Origin of the sequence: Spirillospora sp. NPDC052269, assembly GCF_040679435.1 — a bacterium.
Taxonomy (GTDB): domain Bacteria; phylum Actinomycetota; class Actinomycetes; order Streptosporangiales; family Streptosporangiaceae; genus Spirillospora.
Genome location: NZ_JBFAUU010000008.1, coordinates 172,967 through 195,080, shown reverse-complemented (window position 1 = coordinate 195,080; position 22,114 = coordinate 172,967). Strand labels below are relative to the sequence as shown.

Sequence of the window (22,114 nt, the reverse complement as noted above, 5' to 3'; positions counted from 1 at the left end):
TCACGGCGGGCACAGACCGTCCCTAGAGACGGCCCTCGAACAGGGCGCGCACGCCCGGCTCGGACCGCAGCAGCTCCAGCGCCATCTCCGCATGACCCGGCACATACCCGTTGCCGATCAGCATCGTGACGTCCGCGGCCAGGCCCTCCGCGCCCAGCGCCGCCGCCGGGAACGACGTCGCCATCGAGAAGAACACGACCGTCCCGCCCGGGGCCGTCCCCAGCACCGCGCCGTGCTCGCAGCCCGGCACGTCCACGCACACCACGGTCACGTCCACCGGAGCGCCCAGCGCCTCCGCGACCGCCACCGGGTCACGCGCGTCCGCCCGCACCACGCGGTCGGCGAGGCCGGACGCGACCAGCCGCCGCTCCTCCTCCTCGGTCGGCACCAGCCCGACCGTCTCGACCGCGCCCGCCCGGCGCGCCGCCGCCAGCGCCAGCGAACCGCTCTTGCCCGCCGCGCCCAGCACCGCCACCATCGGCGGCACCGGACGGCCCGCCACCACCCGGTGCGTCAGCGCGGGCGCACCGCACACGTCCATCACCGCCAGCGCCAGCGGAACGGGAAGATCGTCCGGCAGCACCGCCGCGATCGACCGCGCGAACAGGATCGCGTGGCCCTCCGCCGGGACCTGCTCGCTCATCCCGTCCCAGCCGGCCAGCCCGTCGGTGATCTCCAGCGGCGTCAGCGTCAGCGACACCAGCGTCGCGACCCGGTCACCGGGCTTCAGCCCGAGGGGCGACTCCGGTCCGACCTCCGCGACCGTCCCGACCAGCATCCCGCCCGACCCGGTCACCGGATTGTGCATCTTGCCGCGCTCGCCCACGATCCGCAGGACCTCGGCCCGGACGGCCGCGCCGTCCCCGCCGTGCGCCGTCCGCAACTGCCGGAAGGACGCCGCGTCCAGGTTCAGCCGCTCCACCGCGATCCGCACCTCGTCCGGCCCGATCACCGGATCGGCGTCCAGCCGGTGCGCGGCCTGCGGCAGCACCCCCGGCGGATCCAGCACCCGGTGCAGCCCCACGGCCCGCCCGGCGGCACCCTCAGGCGCCGTCTCGGACGCCCCCGCACCACCTGTGATCTCGGACGATGCACCGGTCCCGGTGTCCCGCACTCGCCACCTCCCGCCCAGCCCGGATGAGTCCCGAAAGATATCCGGGGTATCACTACTTCACGCGGAAGTCTTCCCGTATCGCCGTACTTATACAAGACTTTCACGCGATCACATCGCTGCATCGCGAGGAAGAAGGTCAACGATGACCACCGCCCTGCGTCCCGACACCGCCGGACCCGCACCGGCCGAACCCGCCGGCCAGCCCTACGTCTACCGGCGCAGGCCCCTGACGGAACCGGACTGGCGGCGGTTCCCCGGATGGCGCGACGTCACCACCGCCGACTGGGAGTCCGCCCAGTGGCAGCGCGCCCACTGCGTCAAGAACGTCCGCCAGCTCCGCGCCGTCATGGGCGACCTGCTCGACGAGGCGTTCTACACCGACCTCGAGCGCGACCAGCGCGAGCGCGCCACCATGTCGATGCTGCTCCCGCCGCAGATGCTCAACACCATGGACACCTCGTCCACCGAGGCGTTCTACGCCGACCCCGTGCGCCAGTACATGGTCCCGGTCTTCTCCGACCGCCGCACCGACTGGGCGTCCCACCCCTACGCCACCCGCGACTCGCTGCACGAGGCCGAGATGTGGGCGGTGGAGGGCCTCACCCACCGCTACCCGACCAAGGTCCTCGCCGAACTGCTGTCCACCTGCCCGCAGTACTGCGGCCACTGCACCCGCATGGACCTGGTCGGCAACTCCACACCCGTCGTCGACAAGGCCCGCTTCACGATCAAACCCGTGGACCGGCACGCCGCCATGCTCGACTACCTGCGCCGCAGCCCCGGCGTCCGCGACGTCGTGGTGTCCGGCGGCGACGTCGCCAACCTGCCCTGGCCGCGCCTGGAGTCCTTCGTCGACGCGCTCCTCGACATCGACAACATCCGCGACATCCGGCTCGCCACCAAGGCCCTCATGGGCCTGCCGCAGCACTGGCTCCAGGACGAGATCCGCGCCGGCATGGAGCGCCTCGCCACCAAGGCCAACCAGCGCGGCGTCCAGATCGCCATCCACACCCACGTCAACGCCGCCAACTCGGTCACGCCGCTGGTCGCCCGCGCCGCCCGCGCCATGCTCGACACCGGCATCCGCGACGTCCGCAACCAGGGCGTCCTGCTGCGCGGCGTCAACGACTCGCCCGAGGCCCTGCTCGACCTGTCGTTCTCGCTGCTCGACGAGGCCGGGATCATGCCCTACTACTTCTACATGTGCGACATGATCCCGGGCTCCGAGCACTGGCGGCTCGCGGTCTGGGAGGCGCAGAAGCTGCAGCACGCGATCATGGGCTACCTGCCCGGCTTCGCCACCCCGCGCATCGTCTGCGACGTCCCCTACGTCGGCAAGCGCTGGGTCCACCAGCTCGCCGAGTACGACCGCGACCGCGGCATCTCCTACTGGACGAAGAACTACCGCACCGGCATCGAGCTCACCGACCCCGAGGCGCTCAACCGCCGCTACGAGTACTACGACCCGATCTACACCCTGCCCGAGTCCGGCCGCGCCTGGTGGCGCGACGTCGCCGAGAAGGAGGCGAAGGACATGGAGAGCGGTCAGGCCGCCGCCGAGCACGCCTGACCCGCCACGCTCCCGGCCGTCCGCTCCTCGAGGGCGGACGGCCGGTGCATGACCCGGCCGCGCGCCTTTACGCTGTAGATCATTAAGCGGCGCGGTGGAGGGGTACGCACAGGAACGGAGCGGCGGCGACGGGACGGAGCGGGCCATGGACTCGGGCAAGGTCGACTTCGGCGCCCTCGCCGAAGAAAAGGTGGCCTGGACACTCCTCGGCACCCTCTACCTGCGCGCCTGGGAGAACCGTCTCCCCCGGCCCATCCTCGGCGACCACTACGCGGCCGAGGCCGTCGAGCGCATCGAGTACGACTTCGCGAAACTGAAGCGCCGCCTCCACCCCACCGCGAACCAGTTCCTGGTCGCGCTCCGGGCGCGGCAGCTCGACGACTGGTGCGCCGACTTCCTCGCCCGCCACCCCGACGCCACCGTCCTGCAGCTGGGCTGCGGCCTCGACAGCCGGATGCTCCGCCTCGACCCGCGGGGTGATCTGCGCTGGTTCGACCTCGACATCCCGCTGGTCATCGACCTGCGCCGCCGCCTCTATCCGGAACGGGGACGGTACCGGCTGATCGGCGCGTCGGTCACCGATGACGGCTGGCTCGAGCAGGTCCCCGCGGACCGCCCCGTCCTGATCATCGCCGAAGGGCTGTTCCCGTACCTGACCGCCGCCGAAGTGCGGCGCCTGCTGCGCCGGCTCACCGACCACTTCCCCGACGGCGAGCTCCTCTTCGACGGGCTGGCGCCCTGGGCCGTCTGGGGGAACAAGCTGTTCCAGTGGTCGGTGCGGGACGGACGCGACGTCGAGCGACTGAACCCCCGCCTCCACCTCGCCGGGCAGGTGCCCATCACCGAGCACCGCGCCCTGATCCCCCTGCGCCGCTACCGGCTGATCTACGACTTCCTGCACACCGTGCCCGCGCTGCGGAAGTCCTTGGTGGACTACCGGTTCACCTTCTGAAGAAGGTCACCATCACGTTCGTCCCGTGGCGGCATCGGCGGACGCCTTGCCGGGGTCGTCGGACGTCTGAGGGGTCCCGGGCGGACGCCTTTACGCTGTAGATCAACTATCGACGCTGCGTCGCCGACCGATTTCCCGGCGTATGCCGAGGTGAGCCGGAGACGGCGGCGTCCGGCCCGGTTTTAGGCCTTGACGGACGATGATCCCGATGGTTGCCTGCCTGGAGTTAGGAAACCTTCCTAACTTTCATAGGCGGTTCCGGACCCCGCCGAGGACGGGTCGAGAGCAGTCCGCGACCCGGCTTCGGCACGACGAAGGTGAGGTGGCGCGTGCTTCGGCGAAGCGCACGCGGAACGGTGGCGGGCGCGGCGGTCTGCGCGGCCGTCGCGGGTCTGGCGGGATGCTCGGGACAGGCGTCCGGCGCCCGCCCGGTCTCCGCCGACGAGGTGAAGGCGGCGGGCGCGCCCGCCCGGCCCTTCGGGTCGCACACCTTCAAGTACGCGGCCGGGACGCTCCGGCCGTCGGGCTCCCAGAAGACGGCGGGCGACGCCGTGGTCAATGTGTACAAGCAGTGGAAGAAGGACTTCCTCCACAGCAAGTGCGGCAACGGCTGGTACCAGGTCTACTCCCCCGACGCCGACCACCCCTACGTCGCCGAGGCGCAGGGCTATGGCATGGTGATCACCGCGCTGATGGCGGGCGCCGACCTGGACGCCAAGAAGATCTTCGACGGGCTGGTCGAGTACGCGCTGGCGCACCCGTCGGCGAACAACCGCGACCTGCTCGCGGCCGAGCAGAACTCCACCTGCAAGAGTGTGGACGGCTCGGACTCGGCCACCGACGGCGACCTCGACGTCGCTTACGGGCTGCTGCTCGCCGACCGCCAGTGGGGCAGCGGCGGGACGTACGACTACAAGCGGCTCGCCGTGAGGCACATCAACGCCATCAAGAAGAGCGAGACCAACCCCACGACGCATCTGCTGCTGCTCGGCGACTGGAGTGACTCCAGCGAGTCGCACTACTGGATGAGCCGCTCGTCCGACTGGATGGTCGACCACTTCCGGGCGTTCCGGAAGGCGACCGGCGACGCGTCCTGGGACACCGTCCGGACGGCCCACCAGAAGGTCATCACGAACCTGCAGTCCAAGTACGCCGCCAAGACCGGACTGCTGCCCGACTTCGTCGTCAACACCAGGACCGCCGCCAAGCCCGCGTCCGGCAAGGTCCTGGAGGACGCGCACGACGGCGACTACAACTGGAACGCCTGCCGCGACCCCTGGCGCGTCGGCACCGACGCCATCGTCAGCGGGGACGCCACATCCCGCGCGGCGGCGCGGAAGATGAACGCCTGGATCAAGTCGGCGACCGGCGGCGACCCGGGCAAGGTCTACACCGGGTACAAGCTGTCCGGGTCGGCGTTCGACAAGGGCCACGACATGGCCTTCACCGCGCCGTTCGCGGTCACCGCGGCCACCGACCCCGGCTCCCAGAAGTGGCTGGACGCGCTCTGGAAGAAGCTCGCCGGGACGGCCGTCGACCCCAAGGTGTACTTCGGCGCCAGCGTGCAGCTCCAGTCGATGATCGTGGTGTCCGGGAACTACTGGACGCCGTGACCCGCCCGGGCCGCCGGAGTCCCAGGCCGGGCTGAGCCTGGACCGGCCGGGTCTCCGGGGCCCCGCAGGACCGTCGGGGCGGGTCGGCGCGCACCCCTGCCCGCCTCGACCACAATAAGCGCTTACTTTCGTCGTCTGCCAGGATGGACCGGACGAACCGGTCCGACGAAGGCGGGACGAAGCATGATCGATTGGTCCGACGAGGACGTCATGATCCGCGACGCGGTGCGCTCGTGGGTCGATGAGAAGGTCCGGCCCCAGATGGACGCCCTGGACGCCGGCGACCTGCCGCCCTACGACCTCATCCGGGACCTGTTCCGGACCTTCGGCATGGACGAGATGGCGCGCTCCTCCTTCCACGCGCGAATCGAGAAGGAGGAGCGCGCCGCCGCCCAGGCAGCTTCCGATGACGCGGCCGATGGTCCCGCCGCGTCCGATGGCGATGCGGACGAGGCGTCCGGGGTGAGCGGCGGGGGCGGGAACGCGTCGCTGAGCATCCTGCCGATCGTCGAGCTGTGCAAGGTGTCGCCGGGGCTGGTCACCGCCATGGGCGTCAGCCTCGGCCTCGCCGCCGGCACGATCATGAAGCGCGGCGGCGTCGAGCAGAAGCGGCGCTGGGGCCTGGACCTGCTCACCCTGGACAAGGTCGGCGCGTGGGCGATCACCGAGCCGAACTCCGGGTCCGACGCGTTCGGCGGGATGCAGGCCACCGCGCGCCGCGACGGCGACGGCTACCTGCTCAACGGCTCCAAGACGTTCATCACCAACGGCCCGTACGCCGACACGATCGTCTTCTACTGCAAGCTCGACGACGGCCGCGACCCGCGCGACCGCGAGATCCTCACCTTCGTCCTCGACCGGGGCATGCCGGGACTCGAGCAGAGCAAGCCGCTGCGCAAGATGGGCCTGCACTCCTCCCCCACCGGCGAGTTGTTCCTCAATGACGTCCGCGCCGGTGAGGACCGGCTCCTGACCGGAGGCGGCGGGACGGGCGCGCAGAGCGGCAAGGAGTCGGCGAAGCAGAACTTCGTCACCGAGCGGGCGGGCGTCGCCGCGATGGCGCTCGGCGTCATCGAGGAATGCCTGCGCCTGTCGATCGACTACGCCAAGAAGCGCGAGCTGTGGGGGAAGCCGATCGGCGACTTCCAGCTGATCCAGCTGAAGCTGGCGAAGATGGAGGTGGCCCGGCTGAACGTCCAGAACCTGGTGTTCCGGCACGTCGAGATGCAGCGCAAGGGCCGCACCCCGACGCTCGCCGAGGCGTCCGCGATGAAGCTGTACGCCGCGCAGGCCGCCGCCGAGGTCACCCAGGAGGCCGTGCAACTGTTCGGCGGCAACGGCTACATGAGCGAGTACCGCGTCGAGCAGCTCGCCCGCGACGCCAAGTCCTTCCAGATCTACGCCGGCACCGACGAGATCCAGGTGACCCACATAGCCCGCGACCTCCTGTCCCGCTGACAGGCCGGCTCGCCGTCCGCTGACCCCGAGGCTCCGCCGGCGAAGGGCCGTCCCTGTCCACGTCGACCTCGACCTCGGACGGCTCACAGCCGACGAGCCTCCGCTCGAGAAGGGCCGTCCCCGTCGGGGCGGCCCTTCGCCGTTCACGGGCCCTGGGAGCCGTGGCGGGCGGTCGGCGCGTGGGGCCGGGAGCGGAGCGTGGGGCGGGACGGGCTCTGGCGCGAGGCGGGACGGGCTTCCCGGCAACGAAACGGTGACGAGGGGTTGACGGGTTCGGAAGGAGTCCTTACTTTCAGGGCCACGTTAGGAAAGTTTCCTAACTCTGAGGCAGCCGGGAGACGACCGTGCCGTCCGACGCGTCCGCGCCCACGCCGGGCACCCCGAGCCTGCTGCGCGCCATCAACGACCGCGCCGCGCTGGAGGCGCTGCTCGCCCACGGGACGCTGTCCCGGCCCGAGCTGTCCCGGCTGACCGGGATCTCCAAGCCCACCGCGTCCCAGCTGCTCGCCCGGCTCGAGGAGGCCGGGCTGGTCATGCGGGACGGGGTGCGCGAGGGCACGCCAGGCCGCACCGCCGAGCTGTACCGGATCGTGCCGTCCGCGGCCCACGTCGCCGGGCTGGACGTCACGCCCCGCCGGATCATCGCCGCCGTCGCCGACCTCACCGGGGCGGTCGTCGGCGAGCACGTGCTGGCGACGCCGGGCCGCACGAACGTCGACGCCGCCGCTCGGGCCGCCGCGGCGGTGGACGGCGCGGCCGCCGCGGCGGGCCTCACCCGCGACCGGCTCAACAGGGTCGTCGTCGGGATCCCCGGCGCGGTGAACCCCGCGACCGGACGCCTCGGCTACGCCGCCCACCTGCCCGGCTGGCACGTCCCCGGCATCACCGCGCACCTCACCGCCGGGCTCGGCGTCCCGGTGGAGATCGAGAACGACGTCAACCTCGGCGCGCTCGCCGAGATAACGTCCGGGCAGGCCGCCGACGTCCGCGACTTCGCGCTGCTGTGGGTCGGCGACGGCATCGGCATGGCCGTCGTCCTGGACGGCCGTCCGCACCGGGGCGCGACCGGCGGCGCGGGCGAGATCGGCTACATGCCCGCCGTCGGCGCGCCGCTCGTGCGCGGCGCGCGGCTGGCCCACACCGGCGGCGTCCAGACCCGCCTCGGCAGCGGGGCCGTCCTGGCGCTGCTGCGCCGCCACGGCTTCCAGGGCCGCGACGTCCGCACCGCCCTCACCCGCGCCACCCAGGCCCTCGAAGCAGCCCCTCCCTCCCCCGCCCCGCAAAGGACGTCCACCCCGCAAGAGGCGTCCACCGCGCAGGGCGTACCGAACGCGCAGGGGATGCCGAGCGCGCAGGGGATGCCGAGCGCGCAGGGCGTTCCGAGCGCGCAGGAAGGGGCCGCCACGCAAGGGGCGCCCAGCTCGCACGAGTCGCCCGGCGCGCGGGGCGGGGGGGCTGACGGGTCGGGGGCGCGGGGTGCCGAGGGGGCGCGTTCTTCGGACGCCCGTCGGGCGAGCGGCGAGGTGGAGCGGGGGGAGGCGGCGTTGGCGGCGCTCGGGGAGTTGGCGGAGCGGCTGGCGGCGACGCTGGCGAACGTGGTCGGGATCCTCGACCCCGAACTGATCGTGCTGACCGGCGAGGTGCCCCGTGCGGGGGGCGAGGCGCTGCGCGCGCTGGTCGAGCGGGAGCTGCACAGCATGACCATCCCCCGTCCGCCGGTGCGGCTGAGCGCGGTGGCGGGGAACGTCGTCCTGGCCGGGGCACTGGACCAGGCGCTGCGCGGATGCCGGGAGGAGGTGTTCTCCCGCACCCGGGCCGCGGCCACCTGACCGCGCCCCGAGGCCGATGGGCATCCGGACCGCTGCCCATCGAGACCACTCCCCCATCGAGCGCACGGCACACCCGAGACCCGGGTCTTCCGGCCCGGGCCACTCCTCCTACCCCCCAACGGCCGTCCGGCCGTCCTTTCCGAAGGAGATCAGGAGTGTTCCTCACCCCCCGGCGCGCCCGGCGCCTGTCCGCGGCGGCCCTCGCCGCATCCGGGCTGCTGCTCGCCTCCGCCTGCACCGCCGGAAGCTCCGGCGGGTCGGACTCGGGTCCGAAGGCGGAGGCCAAGCAGACCATCGAGGTCTGGCACGGCTGGTCGGCCGACCACGAGGTGAAGGCGTTCGACGACGCCGTCGCCGGGTTCCACAAGCTGCATCCGAACATCACCGTCAAGCTCGTCAAGGACCAGACCGACGACCGCATCACCAACGCGATCCGCGGCGGGAACCCGCCGGACGTCGTGTCGTCGTTCACCACCGACTCGGTCGGATCGTGGTGCCAGTCGGGCGCCTGGCAGGACCTGACGCCCTACCTCACCAAGTCCAAGGTCGACCTGAACCAGTTCCCGCAGGCCGTCCGGGAGTACACGCAGTACAAGGGGCGGCGCTGCGCGATGCCGCTGCTCGCCGACGCCTACGGCCTCTACTACAACAAGGCCCTGATGAAGGGGAACCAGCCGCCGAAGACGATCGGCGAGCTGACGGCGCTGGCCAAGAAGCTGACCGTCCGCAACCCGGACGGGACGATCAGGGTCGCGGGGTTCATGCCGTCCGCGCAGTACTACGAGCACCAGGTGCAGCACCTGGCGACCGAGTTCGGCGCCAAGTGGCTCACCCCCGACGGCAAGGCGGACTTCGCCGCCGACCCGGCCGTCAAGGCGTACCTGCAGTGGAACAAGAGCCTGATCGACTGGTACGGCTACGCCAACGTCAAGAAGTTCCTGAAGTCGCTCGGGCAGGAGTTCGAGACGTCCAACCCCTTCGAGCAGGGGAAGGTCGCGATGGCCGTCGACGGTGAGTGGCGCACCAAGTTCATGCAGGACGAGGCGCCCAAGGTCGACTACGGCACCGCGCCCGCGCCCGTCCCGGACGACCAGACCGCGCGGTACGGCGGCGGGTTCATCACCGGCACCGTGATCGGGATCCCGCGCGGCTCCAAGCACCCGCAGGCCGCGTGGGAGTTCGTGAGGTACCTGACGACCGACACGCACGCGCTGGTCACCTTCGCCAACGGCCTCGGGAACGTCCCGAGCACGCTGCCCGCGCTCGCCTCACCCGAGCTGAAGATGCCGCCGCAGTTCCAGACCTTCCTGGACGTGTTCAAGAACCCCAACAGCTCCACCACTCCGCCGACGCCGAACGGCAACGACTACGTGGTGAAGTTCCAGGCGTTCGTCCAGGACCAGTGGGAGCCCGGCCGGGTCACGAACCTGGACGCATCACTGAAGGACCTCGACACCCGGGTCGACCAGGCGATCAAGCTGAACGGCGGCTGATCCATGGCCGCCCTCACCTCCCCGAGGGCCGCCGCGGGCGCGGGAACGCGGGCACGCCGCCGCAACCGGCTGCGCGTGCTGGCGTTCCTGTCGCCCTGGCTGGTCGGCCTCGGGCTGTTCTTCGGCTATCCGCTCGCCGCGACCGTCTACTTCTCCTTCACGCGGTACGACCTGTTCACCCTGAAGTACGTCGGGTTCGCCAACTACCGGTTCCTCGTCCACGACGTCGACGCGTGGCGCGCGATGAAGAACACGATGTGGCTGGTCGTGGTGATGGTGCCGCTGCGGGTGCTGTTCGGCCTCGGGGTCGCGCAGCTGCTCACCCAGATCAAGCGCGGCGGGAGCCTCCTGCGGTCGGTGTTCTACCTGCCGTACCTGATCCCGCCGGTGTCGGCGACGGTCGCGTTCGTGTTCGTCACCAACCCCGGCACCGGGCCGTTCCCCGCGCTCACCCGGCATCTGGGGTTCTCGCTGCCGGACTTCTTCAACGACCCGTCCTGGTCCCGGCCCGGCCTGACGCTGATGGGGCTGTGGGCGGTCGGCGACCTGATGATCCTGCTGCTGGCCGCGCTGCTGGACGTCCCGCGCTCGCTGTACGAGGCGGCCGTGCTGGACGGCGCGAACGCCTGGCAGCGGTTCCGGTACGTGACGCTGCCGTCGATCTCGCCGGTGCTGGCGTTCTGCGCCGTCACGGGCGTCATCCAGACGCTGCAGTACTTCACGCAGGCGCTGGTCGCGGCGAAGGTCGCGTCCGGGCAGGCCGACCAGGCCGGGACGCAGTTCGCGCCCGGCTACCCCGACGGGTCCACCCTGACCTTCCCGCAGTGGCTCTACGACGAGGGGTTCCGGCAGTTCAACATGGGATACGCGTGCGTGCTCGCCCTGGTGATGTTCGCCGTCGGGATGCTGTTCACCCTGTTCCTGCTGCGCCGGTTCCGCGCCTTCGCCAGCGAGGAGGCCCGATGACCGCCACCACCGCGCCCGCCGCCGGGACGCGTCCCGCGGCGCCGCGCCGCGTCCACCGGGCGTCCCGCGGGACCCGCGCCCGCCGGGCGCTGTACTGGATCGCCGTCCACTCGGTGGCGATCGCGCTCGCCGTCATGTTCCTCGCGCCGCTGGTGTTCATGCTGCTCACCGCCGTGATGACCGACAAGCAGGCGCTCAGCAGCTCGTTCTGGCCGCACACCTGGAACTGGGACAACTTCCGCCGCGCGTTCACCGGCGACATGGTCCGCTGGACGCTGAACAGCGTCATGTACGCGGGGCTGTCGACGCTGTTCGTGCTGGCGTCCAGCATCCCGGTCGCCTACGCGCTCGCCCGGTTCCGGTTCCGGGGCCGGTCGGCCGCGCTGGTGGTCGTCATCGCGACGATGATGCTGCCGCCGCAGGTCACGATGGTGCCGCTGTACATCGTGTGGTCGCGGTTCCACCTCACCGGGACGCTGTGGCCGCTGATGCTGCCGGGCCTGTTCGGCGACGCGTTCTCCATTTTCCTGCTGCGCCAGTTCCTGGTGTCGATCCCGGGCGAGTACGCCGACGCGGCCCGCGTGGACGGCTGCGGCGAGCTGCGGACGATGCTGCGGGTCGTCCTGCCGATGGCGCGGCCCGCGATCGCCGCCGTCGCGCTGTTCCAGTTCTTCTACTGCTGGAACGACTACTTCGGGCCGCTGGTGTACGCCAACCCGGACCACTGGACGCTGGCGGTCGGCGTCGCCTCGTTCCGCGCCGCGCACCACGTGGAGTGGAACCTGACGATGGCGGCGACGCTGCTGACGATCCTGCCGGTCCTCATCGTGTTCTTCCTCGCCCAGCGGGTGTTCGTGCAGGGCGTGACCTTGACGGGAGTGAAGGGTTGAAACTGACGGTCGTCGGGGGCGGGTCCACCTACACCCCCGAGCTGGTGGACGGGCTGGCGCGGCTGCGCGCGGCGCTCCCGGTCACCGAACTGGTCCTGGTCGACCCGGACGAGGAGCGCCTCGTCCCGGTCGGCGCGATGTCCCGGCGGATGCTGGCCCGCGCCGGGCACCCCGCCCGCGTCGTCACCACCGCCGACACCGCCGCCGGGGTCGCGGGCGCGGACGCGGTCGTGATCCAGCTGCGGATCGGGGGGCAGGCCGCCCGCCGGGTGGACGAGACGCTCCCCCTCACCTGTGGCTGCGTCGGGCAGGAGACGACCGGCGCGGGCGGGCTCGCCAAGGCGCTGCGGACCGTCCCGGTCGTCCTCGACCTGGCCGCGACCATCGCCGAGCACGCCCCGGACGCCTGGATCGTGGACTTCACCAACCCGGTCGGGATCGTCACGCGCGCCCTGCTCGACGCCGGGCACCGCGCGGTCGGGCTGTGCAACGTCGCGATCCACGTCCAGCGGCGGCTCGCGGCGCTCCTGGACGTCCCGCCGAACCGCGTCGAGCTCGGGCACGCCGGACTCAACCACCTCACCTGGGTGCGCTCCGTGCTCGTGGACGGCGCCGACCGCCTCCCCGAGCTGCTCGACGAGCACCTGCCCGCGCTGGCCGACATCTCCAACCTGCCGGGCGACCTGCTGCACCACCTGCGCGCCCTGCCGTCCTACTACCTCAGCTACTACTACGAGCACGACCGGATCGTGGACCGGCAGCGCATGGCGACGCCGCGCGCCGAGCAGGTCGCGGCGGTCGAGCGCGAACTGCTCGAGCTGTACGCCGACCCGGCCAACGACACCCGGCCGCCGCAGCTGTCCGAGCGCGGCGGCGCGTTCTACTCTGAGGCCGCCGTCCACCTGCTCGCCGCGCTGCTCGGCACGCCCGGGACCGCCGACGTTCCGGCCGTGCAGGTCGCCAACGTCCGCAACAACGGAACGCTCCCGTTCCTGCCCGACCACGCCGTGATCGAGGTCCCGGCGCGGATCACCTCCAAGGGGCCGCTGCCGCTGCCCGTCCCGCCGCTTCCCCCCCTCTACGCCGGGCTCGTCGCGCACGTGTCGGCCTACGAGGAGCTCGCGCTGGACGCCGCCCTGCACGGCGGTGTCGAACGCGTCCGCACGGCCCTGCTCGCCCACCCGCTCGTCGGGCAGGACGGCCCGGCCGACCGGCTCGCGTCCGACCTGGTCGCCGCCAACCGCGCCCACCTGCCCTGGGCGGCGCGGTGAGCCGCGTCTTCGTCGCGGTGGACGGCGGCAACAGCAAGACCGACGTGCTGGTCGCCGACACGGCCGGCACCGTCCTCGCCGCCGTCCGCGGCCCCGGCTACCGGCCTCACGAGAGCGGTTTCGAGCGCGCCGTCGACGGCGTCGCCGCCCTCGTGGGCCGGGCGCTGACCGACGCGTCCGGTCCCCCGGTCGCGCTCGTGTCGGCGTACATGGCCAACGTGGACCTGCCCGACGAGGAGCGCGCCCTCGTCAAGGCCCTGCGCGCCCGCGGCTGGACCGACCGCGTCAGGGTCGGCAACGACACCTTCGCGCTGCTCCACACGGGGGCGCGGCGCGGCTGGGGCGTGGCCGTCGTGTGCGGCGCGGGCATCAACTGCGCCGGGGTCGCCCCGGACGGGACGAGCACCCGGTTCCCGTCGCTCGGCGCGCACACCGGTGACTGGGGCGGCGGCGGGTCGCTCGGCGAGGCCGCGCTCTGGCACGCCGTCCGCGCCGAGGACGGGCGCGGCCCCGGCACCGCCCTCAGCGCCGCCGTCGCCGCGCACTTCGGCGCCGCGACCGCCCAGGACGTGGGCGTCGCGGTGCACGTCGGCGACATCCACCGCGACCGGATCCTGTCCCTCGCCCCGGTGCTGATGGACGTCGCGGAGGCCGGCGACCCCGTCGCGCTGTCGGTGGTGGAACGGCAGGCCGAGGAGGTGGCGGTGCTCGGCACGGTCGCGCTGCGCCGTCTCGGCCTGCTGGACCGTCCGGCCGAGGTGGTGCTCGGCGGCGGCGTCCTCAGCGCCCGGCGCCCGCCGCTCATGGCGGGCGTCGAGCGCCGCTTCGCCGAGGCCGCCCCGCACGCCGAGCTGGTCGTCGCGGACGCCCCGCCCGTCCTCGGCGCGGGCCTGCTCGCCCTGTCCGAGCTCGCCGCCGACGCCCCCGGGCCGGATGCGCCGGACGGGGCGCGGGAGCGGCTCCGGACGGCGTGCGCCGAACGCCCCCCGCCGCCGTACTCCCACGTTCCCGAAGAAAGTTGATCAAGGGTCCGAACCCCGTGCCGTCCGGTGGCGTCACAATCCTCACCAGAGGCGGCGCGGGGGGTGCCGGGGACCTGACGGGGGCGCCCCGCCCGCTTCTGGACAGTCGAGAGAAGGACCTGGATACTCACAGCCATGGACGGTCAGCCCTCGTTTCCGGTGCGGGCGTCGGACACGGACCGCGACCAGGTCCTGCGCGCGCTCGGCGAGCGGCTCGCCGAGGGACGGATGTCCCAGGACACCTTCGAGCGCCGCGTCGAGCAGGTCCTCCAGGCCCGCAGCCGGGCCGAGTTGGACGACGCCGTGCGCGACCTGCCGCCCACCAGCCGCGTGGTCGGCCGCATCACCGGCCTGGTCTCCACCGTGTCGCAGGTGACCGCGCGGATCGAGGCGGCCTGGCGGGCGCCCCGGCTGCCGCGCTTCACCCTCCCCGACGGCGGCCTGAGCCGCATCGTCATCGGCCGCGCGCCGGGCTGCCAGTTCGTCCTGACCGACCTGACGGTGTCCCGGTTCCACGCCGAGCTGTACCGCGCCGGGGAGAGCTGGATGGTCTCCGACCTCGGCTCGATGAACGGCACCCGGGTCAACGGATGGCGCCTGACCGGGCCCGCCCGCGTCCGTCCCGGCGACGAGATCGGGTTCGGCAACCTCAACTTCATCGTCGCCATCCCCTGACCCGCCGCCGGGACGAACCGCGCCGGCCGCTACGCGCTACCCGCGCCCGATCAGCCCGGCAGGATCGTGGCGTGCGCGGGCGCCTTGGCGGTCCACCCGGTCTGGACGATCGCCGACCAGCCCAGGACGGCCCCCTTCGGGAGCCAGGACCGCCCGCCGGTGGAGATGTCGAGCGTGGCGAGCAGCCGGCCCGTGGACGGGTCGAAGACGATCCCGGTCTCCAGCCGCTCCGGCGTCGGCCCCGGCGCGAACCCGGGCTTGGGCCCCGGGCCCTCGACGGTGACCTCCACGCCGGGACGCCCCAGCGGGTCGTTCACCCGGCCGTGCGTGCGGGCGTCCGGCAGCGCGGCGAGCATCCGGTAGGCGGCCGCGCGGACCTGCGCGCTGACCGGCTCGGCCACCAGCATCCGGCTGACGGTGTTCAGCAGGTACTGGGAGTCGGTCTCCCAGTCCTGCCGGTTCCGCATGTTGACGTGCGGGTGGGCCAGCAGGTACCGGCGCAGCCCCTCGGGGTCGGCCGGGAGCCTCCGCACCTCCTCGAGCGACCCGTCCGGGAAGGCCGAGTTGAACGCGGTCTCCTCCTGGTGGGCCTGCCAGGGGGTCGTCCGCGTGTCCAGGTCGCGCTTGTCGACGTGCCACCGCGACGGAGACCCGTCGCGCTTCCACGCCGCGACGTCCGGGGCCTCGGCCGGGCGCGCGCCGAGCCTCCGGTCCGCCGAGTACTGCGTCGTGGTACCTCCGCGACCGGCCTTGGTCTGCGTGTTCGTCCGGTGCGGGCTGTGGGCGTTGGTCCACTCCCTGGTCTCCGAGACGTCCTCGACGATGTACGAACCGGTCTTGCCCGCGACCTGGATCCGGTCCCCGTGCTTGACCTGGGTGAACCAGAAGACGCTCTGCTTCCCGGACGTCCCGGGCGCCCCCGCGGGTCCGGGCGTCCGGGCGGACGAGTCGGCGGCGGCCAGCAGGACCTGCCTGGCAGACTCCGGCGTGCGCCCGGACGGAGCCGGCCCGCTCTCGCCGGACCGGTCGACCGCGACCAGCGTGACCGCCGTCGCGGCGGCGGCCAGGCCGAGGCCGAGGGCCGGCATCGTCCAGCGCGCACGCGGAAGGCGGCGGCGCGCGCCGCCGGTGGCCCTCCGGCGGGCCCGGGCGGCGACGTCGGCCGAGGGCGGCGCGGGCTCGCCGAAAAGCTCGCGGACCTCCTGCATCTCATCCATTGGCGGGTCCTTCCTGAACGAGCATGGGATTCTCTCCGCCCAGCGCCTCGCGCAACTTGCCGCGAGCCCGGCTGAACCTGGAGCAGACGGTGCCGTACGGGACGTCCAGCGCCTGCGCGACCTCCTCGTAGCCGAGACCGGCCAGGGCGACCAGCAGCAGGACGTCGCGGTGCTGGGCCGACAGCTCGCCGATGGCACGGGCGAGCCGTCCCCTCACCTGCTCGGCGCTGACCCGGGTCGCGACCCGGTCCTCGTGCCCGTCGGCGACGCCGTCGTCGCCGAGCCGGCCCAGGGCCCGGAGCTTCCTGACCTCGGCGCGGCGGTGCTTGGCGACCAGGTTGCTCGCGATGCCGTACAGCCAGGGCCGCGCGCTGTCCCGCGACACCTCGAAGGTCGTCCGGCGCCGGAACGCGACATGGAAGGTCTCGGACGCGATGTCGTCGGCGGCGTCCACGTCCAGCCGTCGCGCGACGTAGCGGTGGATCTCGGCGAAGTAGGCGTCGAAGATGGCGCCGAACCGCTCGGGCTCGCTCCAGGACCGCCGGATCACCGCGCCGTCGTCCCTTCCGAGGCCCGGCCCGTCCGCGGAAGGGGCGTCGGGCGGGAGGTCGGGTGGAGCGTGTGGAGCGGCGGCCATGGGGGGTTCCTTCATCTGGTTCTCGCCTTCAGGCGTGGGCTGCTGTCCCCCCTTCTCCCCCGCTGCGCGCGATCTCCTTCCATCGCCGCCCCGCACTTGCGACTACAATTAGTGGTGCTCTGGTTACATTCTGAGGTTGACGGGTATCTGACGGGAGGAACGGTCCCAAGGGGGGACCGAGTGCAGAAGGGGAGCTTTCATGCTCAAGGCCACGATCGTTGCCGCTGGTGCGGCCACCGCGATCTTCAGCGCCCTGCTGGCCGCCCCGGCCCAGGCAGCGCCGCTCACGAACCACGGCGGCCACTCGGCCTCCAGGGGCTGTGAGAACGAGGAGGGCGGTGGCCTGCTCGGCATCAACCTCCTGACCTTCCAGCAGAACAACTGCGACGACTTCTACGGCGGCGGCTACGGCGGCGGCGGCTGGTACGGCGGCGGCTACGGCCGCGGCGGCGGCTACGGTGACGGCTGGTACGGCCGCCACAACCGCCACCACCGCTTCTTCGACGACGACTGCGACTGCCGTCTGCGGTTCGAGCACTACTGATCCAAATAGCACAGGCCCAACGGCAGAGGCCGTTGGGCCTGTCGCATGCCCGGGCGCTTTTCCCGCCCGGCGTTCGGATCAGGCGGTGCCGGCGCGGTAGACGACGAAGGACACCGCGATGTACTGCAGGACGTACGCCGCCACCGTGAACGCGTGGAAGACCTCGTGGAACCCGAACCAGCGCGGGGACGGATCCGGACGGCGCAGCCCGTAGACCAGACCGCCCACGCTGTACAGGACGCCGCCGAGCGCGACCAGGGCGACCACCCCCACACCGGTCCCCTTGATGAACTGCGGCACGAAGAACGCCGCGACCCATCCGAGACCGATGTACAGCGCCGTGTAGAGCCAGCGCGGCGCGCGCACCCACAGCACCCGGAACAGCACACCCGCCACCGCGCCCGCCCACACCACCGACAGCACCAGCACGCGGACCGCGCCATGCAGGATGAGGTAGGCGAACGGCGTATAGGTGCCGGCGATGATCAAATAAATGTTCGCGTGGTCGAAGCGGCGCAGGACGTCCTGCACCCGCTCGGACCAGCGGCCGCGATGGTAGGCCGCCGAGACGCCGAACAGCAGCGTGGAGGTCAGCGTGTAGACCGCCGCGCACAATCGGGCCGGCAGCGTGGGACCGAGCGCGACCAGCGCGATCCCCGCGAGCAGGGCCAGCGGGAACGTTCCCGCGTGCAGCCAACCGCGCAGTTTCGGCTTGACCGCTCCGGCGATCTCGGCCGCACGACGCATCGCACCCTCCCAGGACGTCCGGACGGCCCGCCGCCGGATCTTCCGGCCGGCCGCCCGGGTTGTGGTTACGGAACCGTAGGTTCTTAACCTACGCCACCGTAGGTTTCTTCGCCGGACGTCTGCGAGTGAATCGTGGCACATCGGGGTGAATCTCGCGCGACCGCCGCGTGAGCGCGGAGAAGTCCGATGACGATCCCGAGGGGCGGCGTCCTTCGGCCGCGCGCCTTGACGTTGTAAGGTTCGCACCGGGACGGCCGGATCGGGCCGTCCGCCCGCGAATCAGGAGGAGAACGCCATGCGTATCGGGTTCGCCGTGCCGATTTCGGGCGCCTGGGCCACTCCCGTCAACCAGGCGGAGGTCGCCAAGCGCGCCGAGGACCTCGGTTACCACTCCCTCTGGACGCTCCAGCGGCTGCTCAACCCCGCGGACTCCTCCGACCTGACCTACCGCGACGTCCCCGACCCGCTGGTGACGCTCGCCTACCTGGCCGGGCTGACCGAGCGGATCCGGCTCGGGGTCGCGATCGTCAACCTGCCGTTCGTCGCTCCCCCGCTGCTGGCCAAGCAGGCCACCACGCTCGACCACGTCTCCGGCGGACGGCTCGACCTCGGCCTCGGCACCGGCTGGATGCCCGCCGAGTTCGCCGCCGCCGGGACCCCGATGGCCCGTCGCGGCGCCCGCGCCGAGGAGTTCCTCGCGGTGCTGCGCACCCTCTGGACGGACGAGGTCAGCGAGTTCCACGGCGAGTTCTACGACTTCCCGCCCGTCGTCATGGAGCCCAAGCCCGTCCAGAAGCCGGGCCCGCCGGTGCTGCTGGGCGGCGCCGCCGAGGCCGCGCTGCGCCGCGCCGGACGGCTCGCCGCGGGCTGGGTCAGCTCGAGCCGCGCCGACCTCGGCGACCTCGGCCGGTCCATCGGGATCGTCCGCGAGGCCGCCGAGAAGGCCGGCCGCGACCCCGGTGCGCTGCGGTTCGTCTGCCGGGGCGCGGCGCGGATCCACCCCGGCGCCGCGTCCGCCGCGGACCGTCCGCAGCTCACCGGCACCATCGACCAGGTCCGCGACGACTTCGGACGGCTCGCCGAGCAGGGCGTGACCGAGCTGTTCGTCGACCTGAACTTCGACGCCGCCCTCACCGGCCCGGACGCCGACCCGGCCGCGTCCATGGACCGCGCCCGCGAGGCCCTCGAGGCGTTCGCCCCGAACTCCTGACCCCCGCGACTCCCGGCCGGCGCGACCGTCGCCATCAGGCGATCCGGCCGAGTTTGTCGGGGTTGAGTACCGCGAAGATGCCGTGGATGCGGCCGCCGCGGACGTCGAAGGCGATGAGCTGGCGCTGCCCGCCCAGCTCGGCCAGGACCGCGGGCTCGCCGTTGGCCTCGACCAGGCGCGCCTCGCTCAGGGAGTAGCGCGAGATCAGCCCGGCGACGAAGGCCAGCACGTTGTCGAGGCCGACGACGGGCCGCAGCGCCGCGCGGACCTTGCCGCCGCCGTCGTTCCAGGCCGTGACGTCCCCGGCCAGCAGGTCGGTGAGAACGGTGAGGTCGCCGCTCCGGGCCGCGTCGAGGAAGCGTCCGACCAGTTCGGCGTGGTCGGCGCCGGACGGCTGGAACCGGTCGCGGCCGCCGGCCAGCTTCCCGGTGGCGCGGTGGTGGTGCTGGCGGCACGCGGCCGCGGGCGTGCCGAGGACGCGGGCGATCTCGTCGTACGGGAGCTCGAAGCCCTCGCGCAGGACGAAGACGGCCCGTTCGGGCGGGGTGAGCCGCTCCATCATGTGCAGGGTCGCGTACGACAGGGTGTCGCGGAGCTCGGCGGTGTCGAGCGGGCCGAGCCCCGCCGCCGCGACCGGCTCGGGCAGCCACGGGCCGGTGTAGGCCTCGCGGGTGACCCGGGCCGACCGCAGCTGGTCGAGGGCGAGCCGGGTCACCACGGTGACGAGGAAGGCGCGCGGCTCCTCGATCACCGCGGTGTCGGCGCCCGTCCAGCGCACGTAGGCGTCCTGGACGACGTCCTCGGCGTCCCACATGCTGCCCAGCAGCCGGTACCCGAGCCCGAGGAGGAGCGGGCGGTACTGCTCGAACACGTCGGTCTGATCCGGCACGCTCGGGTCCCCTTTTCCAAAGTCATCGGTGAGTGCGGGGCGCGCCGCCCCTGCGGAACTCCTTCGGCGGCCCGGCCGTCATGCGGCCGACCGGACGGCGCGCAGCTCGGCCGCGAGGCCGTCGCGCCAGGAGGGGTGGCGGGGCCGCCAGTCCAGCCGCAGGCGCACGCGGGCGTTGTCGGCGCCCCGCAGCCGGGACATGTAGGCCACTCCCCAGCCGCCGACGGCGAGCCTGGCCAGCGCGGCCGGGGCCTTCTTGGGCGCGGGGGCGTCCAGGATCCGGGCCAGTTCGGGCAGCCATTCGGCGACCGGGGCGGGCTCGTCGTCGACGATGTTGAGGACGCCGTCGACGTCCTTGTCCAGCGCGGCCACGACGGCTCCGGCCACGTCGTCGACGTGAGTGAAGGAGAACACCGCGGTGCCGCCGCCGACGGCCGGCACCTTGCCCTCCCGCACCTGGCGGACGAACGAACCGCCGGGCGCGAAGATGGTCCCGGGTCCGTACAGGTGCCCGAGGCGCAGCACGAGCCCGCCCGCGTCGGCTGTGACGCGCTCCAGCTCGCGCAGCGCGTCCAGCACCGGGACGAACTGCTTCGGGGTGCGCTCGGTCCACAGCGGCGCGTCCTCGTCGGCCGCGCCCGCGCCGGGCTGGTAGGCGTAGGCCAGGCCCTGGGCGATGATCCGGCCGGCCCCGGCCGCCTCGGCCGCGTCCACCAGATTGCGGGCGCCCTCGGTGCGCAGCCGGTTGGTGAGCGCGAAGTCCGCGGCCAGCCGGCGGGGGTTCGGCTCGGCGGGGATCGCGGTGAGCATGTTGACGACCGCGTCGGGCCGGGCCTCCCGGACGGCCCGGATCAGCCCGTCCCTGTCCAGCGCGTCGGCGGTGACGAACCCCGCGCCCGCGTCCCGCAGCGGACGGGCGGCCTCGGCGGACCGGGCCAGTCCGACGACGTCGTGTCCCACCGCGCCCAGCACGGGGACGAGCCTGCCGCCGATGACTCCGGTGGCTCCTGCGACGAGAACTCGCATGATCACTCCTGTGCGCCCGGCGGCCCGGATCGTCCGGACCGCGCTTCCGATGGCAACAGGACGGGCGACCACGGCCCGATGTGACGGAACCCGATGTGACGTGTACCACATCGGGTTCGAGCGCGCGGGCGGCCTCACAGGGCGGGGCGGCGGCCTTCCCAGGGGGTGCTGAGGACGACGGTGGTGCGGGTCGAGACGTTCGCAGCGGCGCGGATCTTCTGGAGGAGCTCCTCCAGCTCGTTCGGCGAGGCCACCCGGACCTTCAGGATGTAGCTCTCGTCGCCCGCCACCGAGTGGCACGCCTCGATCGCGGTCAGGTGGGAAAGCCGCTCGGGCGCGTCGTCGGGCGCCGCGGGGTCGATCGGCTGGATGGAGATGAACGCGGTCATCGGCAGGCCGGCCTGCTGGTGGTCGAGCTGCACGGTGAAGCCGCGGATCGCGCCGCGGCGCTGCAGCCGGCGCACCCGCTGGTGCACCGCCGACACCGACAGCCCCGTCTCCTTGGCCAGGTCGGTGAAGCTCATCCGGCCGTCGTCGGCCAGCAGGCCGAGGATCTGTCGATCGATATCCTCCACCGGACGAATCTAGCGTGCCCGCTCACCGGCGCGCGATCCGATACCGCTCCCAACCAGTGAACAGGGGTGGGTTCTGGCCCCAATCCCTGCCATCTGGCGCATCCCGAGCGGTCTTGGATGCGCTGGTCGCCCGCGTTCGGCCCGTGTCCGGCTGCACGGATCGTGTCCGTGGTCCGGGTACGCGGGGGCGGGCTTCCTTGCGCCCTCGGCCGCCGGGTTGGGCCTGGGCGGTCCGATGCCCCTGCTCATCGCTCTGGTGAGCAGGGGGCGGTGCCGTCCGTCGCCTGACCGGATGTCCGAGGGCGCGTCTGCCGATCGCCACCGCGGCGGCGTGGCGGGAGGTCTTTCTTTTGCGGCCGGTCAGCGGCCTCCGCCAATGTTCGGCCCCCCACCTGCTGGTGTAGGCGGGGTCCACG

20 protein-coding genes are annotated in these 22,114 nt (G+C 72.6%); 13 read left to right on the top strand and 7 right to left on the bottom strand.

Annotated features, from left to right (window positions below; translation table 11 throughout):
- Positions 1–22: 22 nt before the first annotated feature.
- Entirely contained in the window at positions 23–1,114 is a 1,092-nt protein-coding gene (gene kdd / locus AB0L06_RS19125; protein ID WP_500232356.1) for an L-erythro-3,5-diaminohexanoate dehydrogenase, read from the bottom strand.
- A gap of 142 nt (positions 1,115–1,256) precedes the next feature.
- On the opposite strand from kdd, the gene AB0L06_RS19120 reads away from it, so the two are divergent.
- From AB0L06_RS19120 to AB0L06_RS19070, 11 genes are all read left to right on the top strand, one after another.
- Positions 1,257–2,684: a KamA family radical SAM protein gene (locus tag AB0L06_RS19120; protein WP_500232355.1), complete on the top strand. Its 1,428-nt coding sequence runs from the start codon at positions 1,257–1,259 to the stop codon at positions 2,682–2,684.
- A 145-nt stretch (positions 2,685–2,829) separates the two neighbouring features.
- Positions 2,830–3,636, top strand: a complete 807-nt coding sequence (locus tag AB0L06_RS19115) for a class I SAM-dependent methyltransferase (RefSeq protein ID WP_500232354.1) — start codon at positions 2,830–2,832, stop codon at positions 3,634–3,636.
- A 329-nt stretch (positions 3,637–3,965) separates the two neighbouring features.
- Complete coding sequence (locus AB0L06_RS19110; RefSeq protein ID WP_500232353.1) at positions 3,966–5,249, top strand: family 8 glycosyl hydrolase; 1,284 nt, start codon at positions 3,966–3,968, stop codon at positions 5,247–5,249.
- Positions 5,250–5,432: 183 nt separating this feature from the next.
- The gene (locus AB0L06_RS19105; RefSeq protein WP_500232352.1) at positions 5,433–6,707 is read left to right on the top strand and encodes an acyl-CoA dehydrogenase family protein; all 1,275 of its coding nucleotides are present in this window, start codon (positions 5,433–5,435) and stop codon (positions 6,705–6,707) included.
- Positions 6,708–7,051: 344 nt separating this feature from the next.
- On the top strand, positions 7,052–8,536 hold the full coding sequence (locus AB0L06_RS19100) for an ROK family transcriptional regulator (RefSeq protein ID WP_500232351.1): 1,485 nt from the start codon (positions 7,052–7,054) through the stop codon (positions 8,534–8,536).
- Between the two features lie 155 nt (positions 8,537–8,691).
- Positions 8,692–10,029 carry an ABC transporter substrate-binding protein gene (locus tag AB0L06_RS19095; RefSeq protein WP_500232350.1) on the top strand — a complete coding sequence of 446 codons (1,338 nt, stop codon included), beginning with the start codon at positions 8,692–8,694 and terminating at the stop codon, positions 10,027–10,029.
- A gap of 3 nt (positions 10,030–10,032) precedes the next feature.
- The gene (locus AB0L06_RS19090; protein ID WP_500232349.1) at positions 10,033–10,995 is read left to right on the top strand and encodes a carbohydrate ABC transporter permease; all 963 of its coding nucleotides are present in this window, start codon (positions 10,033–10,035) and stop codon (positions 10,993–10,995) included.
- Positions 10,992–11,885: a carbohydrate ABC transporter permease gene (locus AB0L06_RS19085; protein WP_500232348.1), complete on the top strand. Its 894-nt coding sequence runs from the start codon at positions 10,992–10,994 to the stop codon at positions 11,883–11,885. The genes AB0L06_RS19090 and AB0L06_RS19085 overlap by 4 nt, the downstream gene beginning before the upstream one ends.
- Positions 11,882–13,156: a family 4 glycosyl hydrolase gene (locus AB0L06_RS19080; protein ID WP_500232347.1), complete on the top strand. Its 1,275-nt coding sequence runs from the start codon at positions 11,882–11,884 to the stop codon at positions 13,154–13,156. The genes AB0L06_RS19085 and AB0L06_RS19080 overlap by 4 nt, the downstream gene beginning before the upstream one ends.
- A complete protein-coding gene (locus AB0L06_RS19075) occupies positions 13,153–14,178 on the top strand; it encodes an N-acetylglucosamine kinase (RefSeq protein WP_500232346.1) in 1,026 nt (341 codons plus the stop codon). Before AB0L06_RS19080 ends, AB0L06_RS19075 begins: the two co-directional genes overlap by 4 nt.
- Before the next feature lie 135 nt (positions 14,179–14,313).
- Positions 14,314–14,853: an FHA domain-containing protein gene (locus tag AB0L06_RS19070; protein ID WP_500232345.1), complete on the top strand. Its 540-nt coding sequence runs from the start codon at positions 14,314–14,316 to the stop codon at positions 14,851–14,853.
- Between the two features lie 50 nt (positions 14,854–14,903).
- On the opposite strand, the gene AB0L06_RS19065 is transcribed toward AB0L06_RS19070, so the two are convergent.
- Positions 14,904–16,070, bottom strand: a complete 1,167-nt coding sequence (locus AB0L06_RS19065; RefSeq protein WP_500232344.1) for a CU044_5270 family protein — start codon at positions 16,068–16,070, stop codon at positions 14,904–14,906.
- Positions 16,063–16,707 carry an RNA polymerase sigma factor gene (locus AB0L06_RS19060; RefSeq protein WP_500232343.1) on the bottom strand — a complete coding sequence of 215 codons (645 nt, stop codon included), beginning with the start codon at positions 16,705–16,707 and terminating at the stop codon, positions 16,063–16,065. The genes AB0L06_RS19065 and AB0L06_RS19060 overlap by 8 nt, the downstream gene beginning before the upstream one ends.
- Positions 16,708–16,906: 199 nt before the next feature.
- Here AB0L06_RS19060 and AB0L06_RS19055 point away from each other — a divergent pair, with 199 nt between their 5' ends.
- Positions 16,907–17,251, top strand: a complete 345-nt coding sequence (locus AB0L06_RS19055; protein ID WP_500232342.1) for a hypothetical protein — start codon at positions 16,907–16,909, stop codon at positions 17,249–17,251.
- Between the two features lie 78 nt (positions 17,252–17,329).
- Here AB0L06_RS19055 and trhA read toward each other — a convergent pair whose 3' ends face one another.
- Positions 17,330–17,998, bottom strand: coding sequence for a PAQR family membrane homeostasis protein TrhA (gene trhA, locus AB0L06_RS19050; RefSeq protein WP_500232341.1), 669 nt, complete (start codon positions 17,996–17,998; stop codon positions 17,330–17,332).
- Positions 17,999–18,293: 295 nt separating this feature from the next.
- On the opposite strand from trhA, the gene AB0L06_RS19045 reads away from it, so the two are divergent.
- Positions 18,294–19,208 (top strand): TIGR03619 family F420-dependent LLM class oxidoreductase, encoded by a 915-nt coding sequence (locus AB0L06_RS19045; protein WP_500232340.1) that lies wholly within the window; start codon positions 18,294–18,296, stop codon positions 19,206–19,208.
- Positions 19,209–19,242: 34 nt separating this feature from the next.
- Here AB0L06_RS19045 and sigJ read toward each other — a convergent pair whose 3' ends face one another.
- From sigJ to AB0L06_RS19030, 3 genes are all read right to left on the bottom strand, one after another.
- Complete coding sequence (sigJ, locus tag AB0L06_RS19040; protein WP_500232339.1) at positions 19,243–20,097, bottom strand: RNA polymerase sigma factor SigJ; 855 nt, start codon at positions 20,095–20,097, stop codon at positions 19,243–19,245.
- Positions 20,098–20,175: 78 nt separating this feature from the next.
- On the bottom strand, positions 20,176–21,123 hold the full coding sequence (locus tag AB0L06_RS19035) for an NAD-dependent epimerase/dehydratase family protein (RefSeq protein WP_500232338.1): 948 nt from the start codon (positions 21,121–21,123) through the stop codon (positions 20,176–20,178).
- A gap of 134 nt (positions 21,124–21,257) precedes the next feature.
- Positions 21,258–21,698 (bottom strand): Lrp/AsnC family transcriptional regulator, encoded by a 441-nt coding sequence (locus AB0L06_RS19030; RefSeq protein ID WP_500232337.1) that lies wholly within the window; start codon positions 21,696–21,698, stop codon positions 21,258–21,260.
- Positions 21,699–22,114 lie beyond the last annotated feature (416 nt).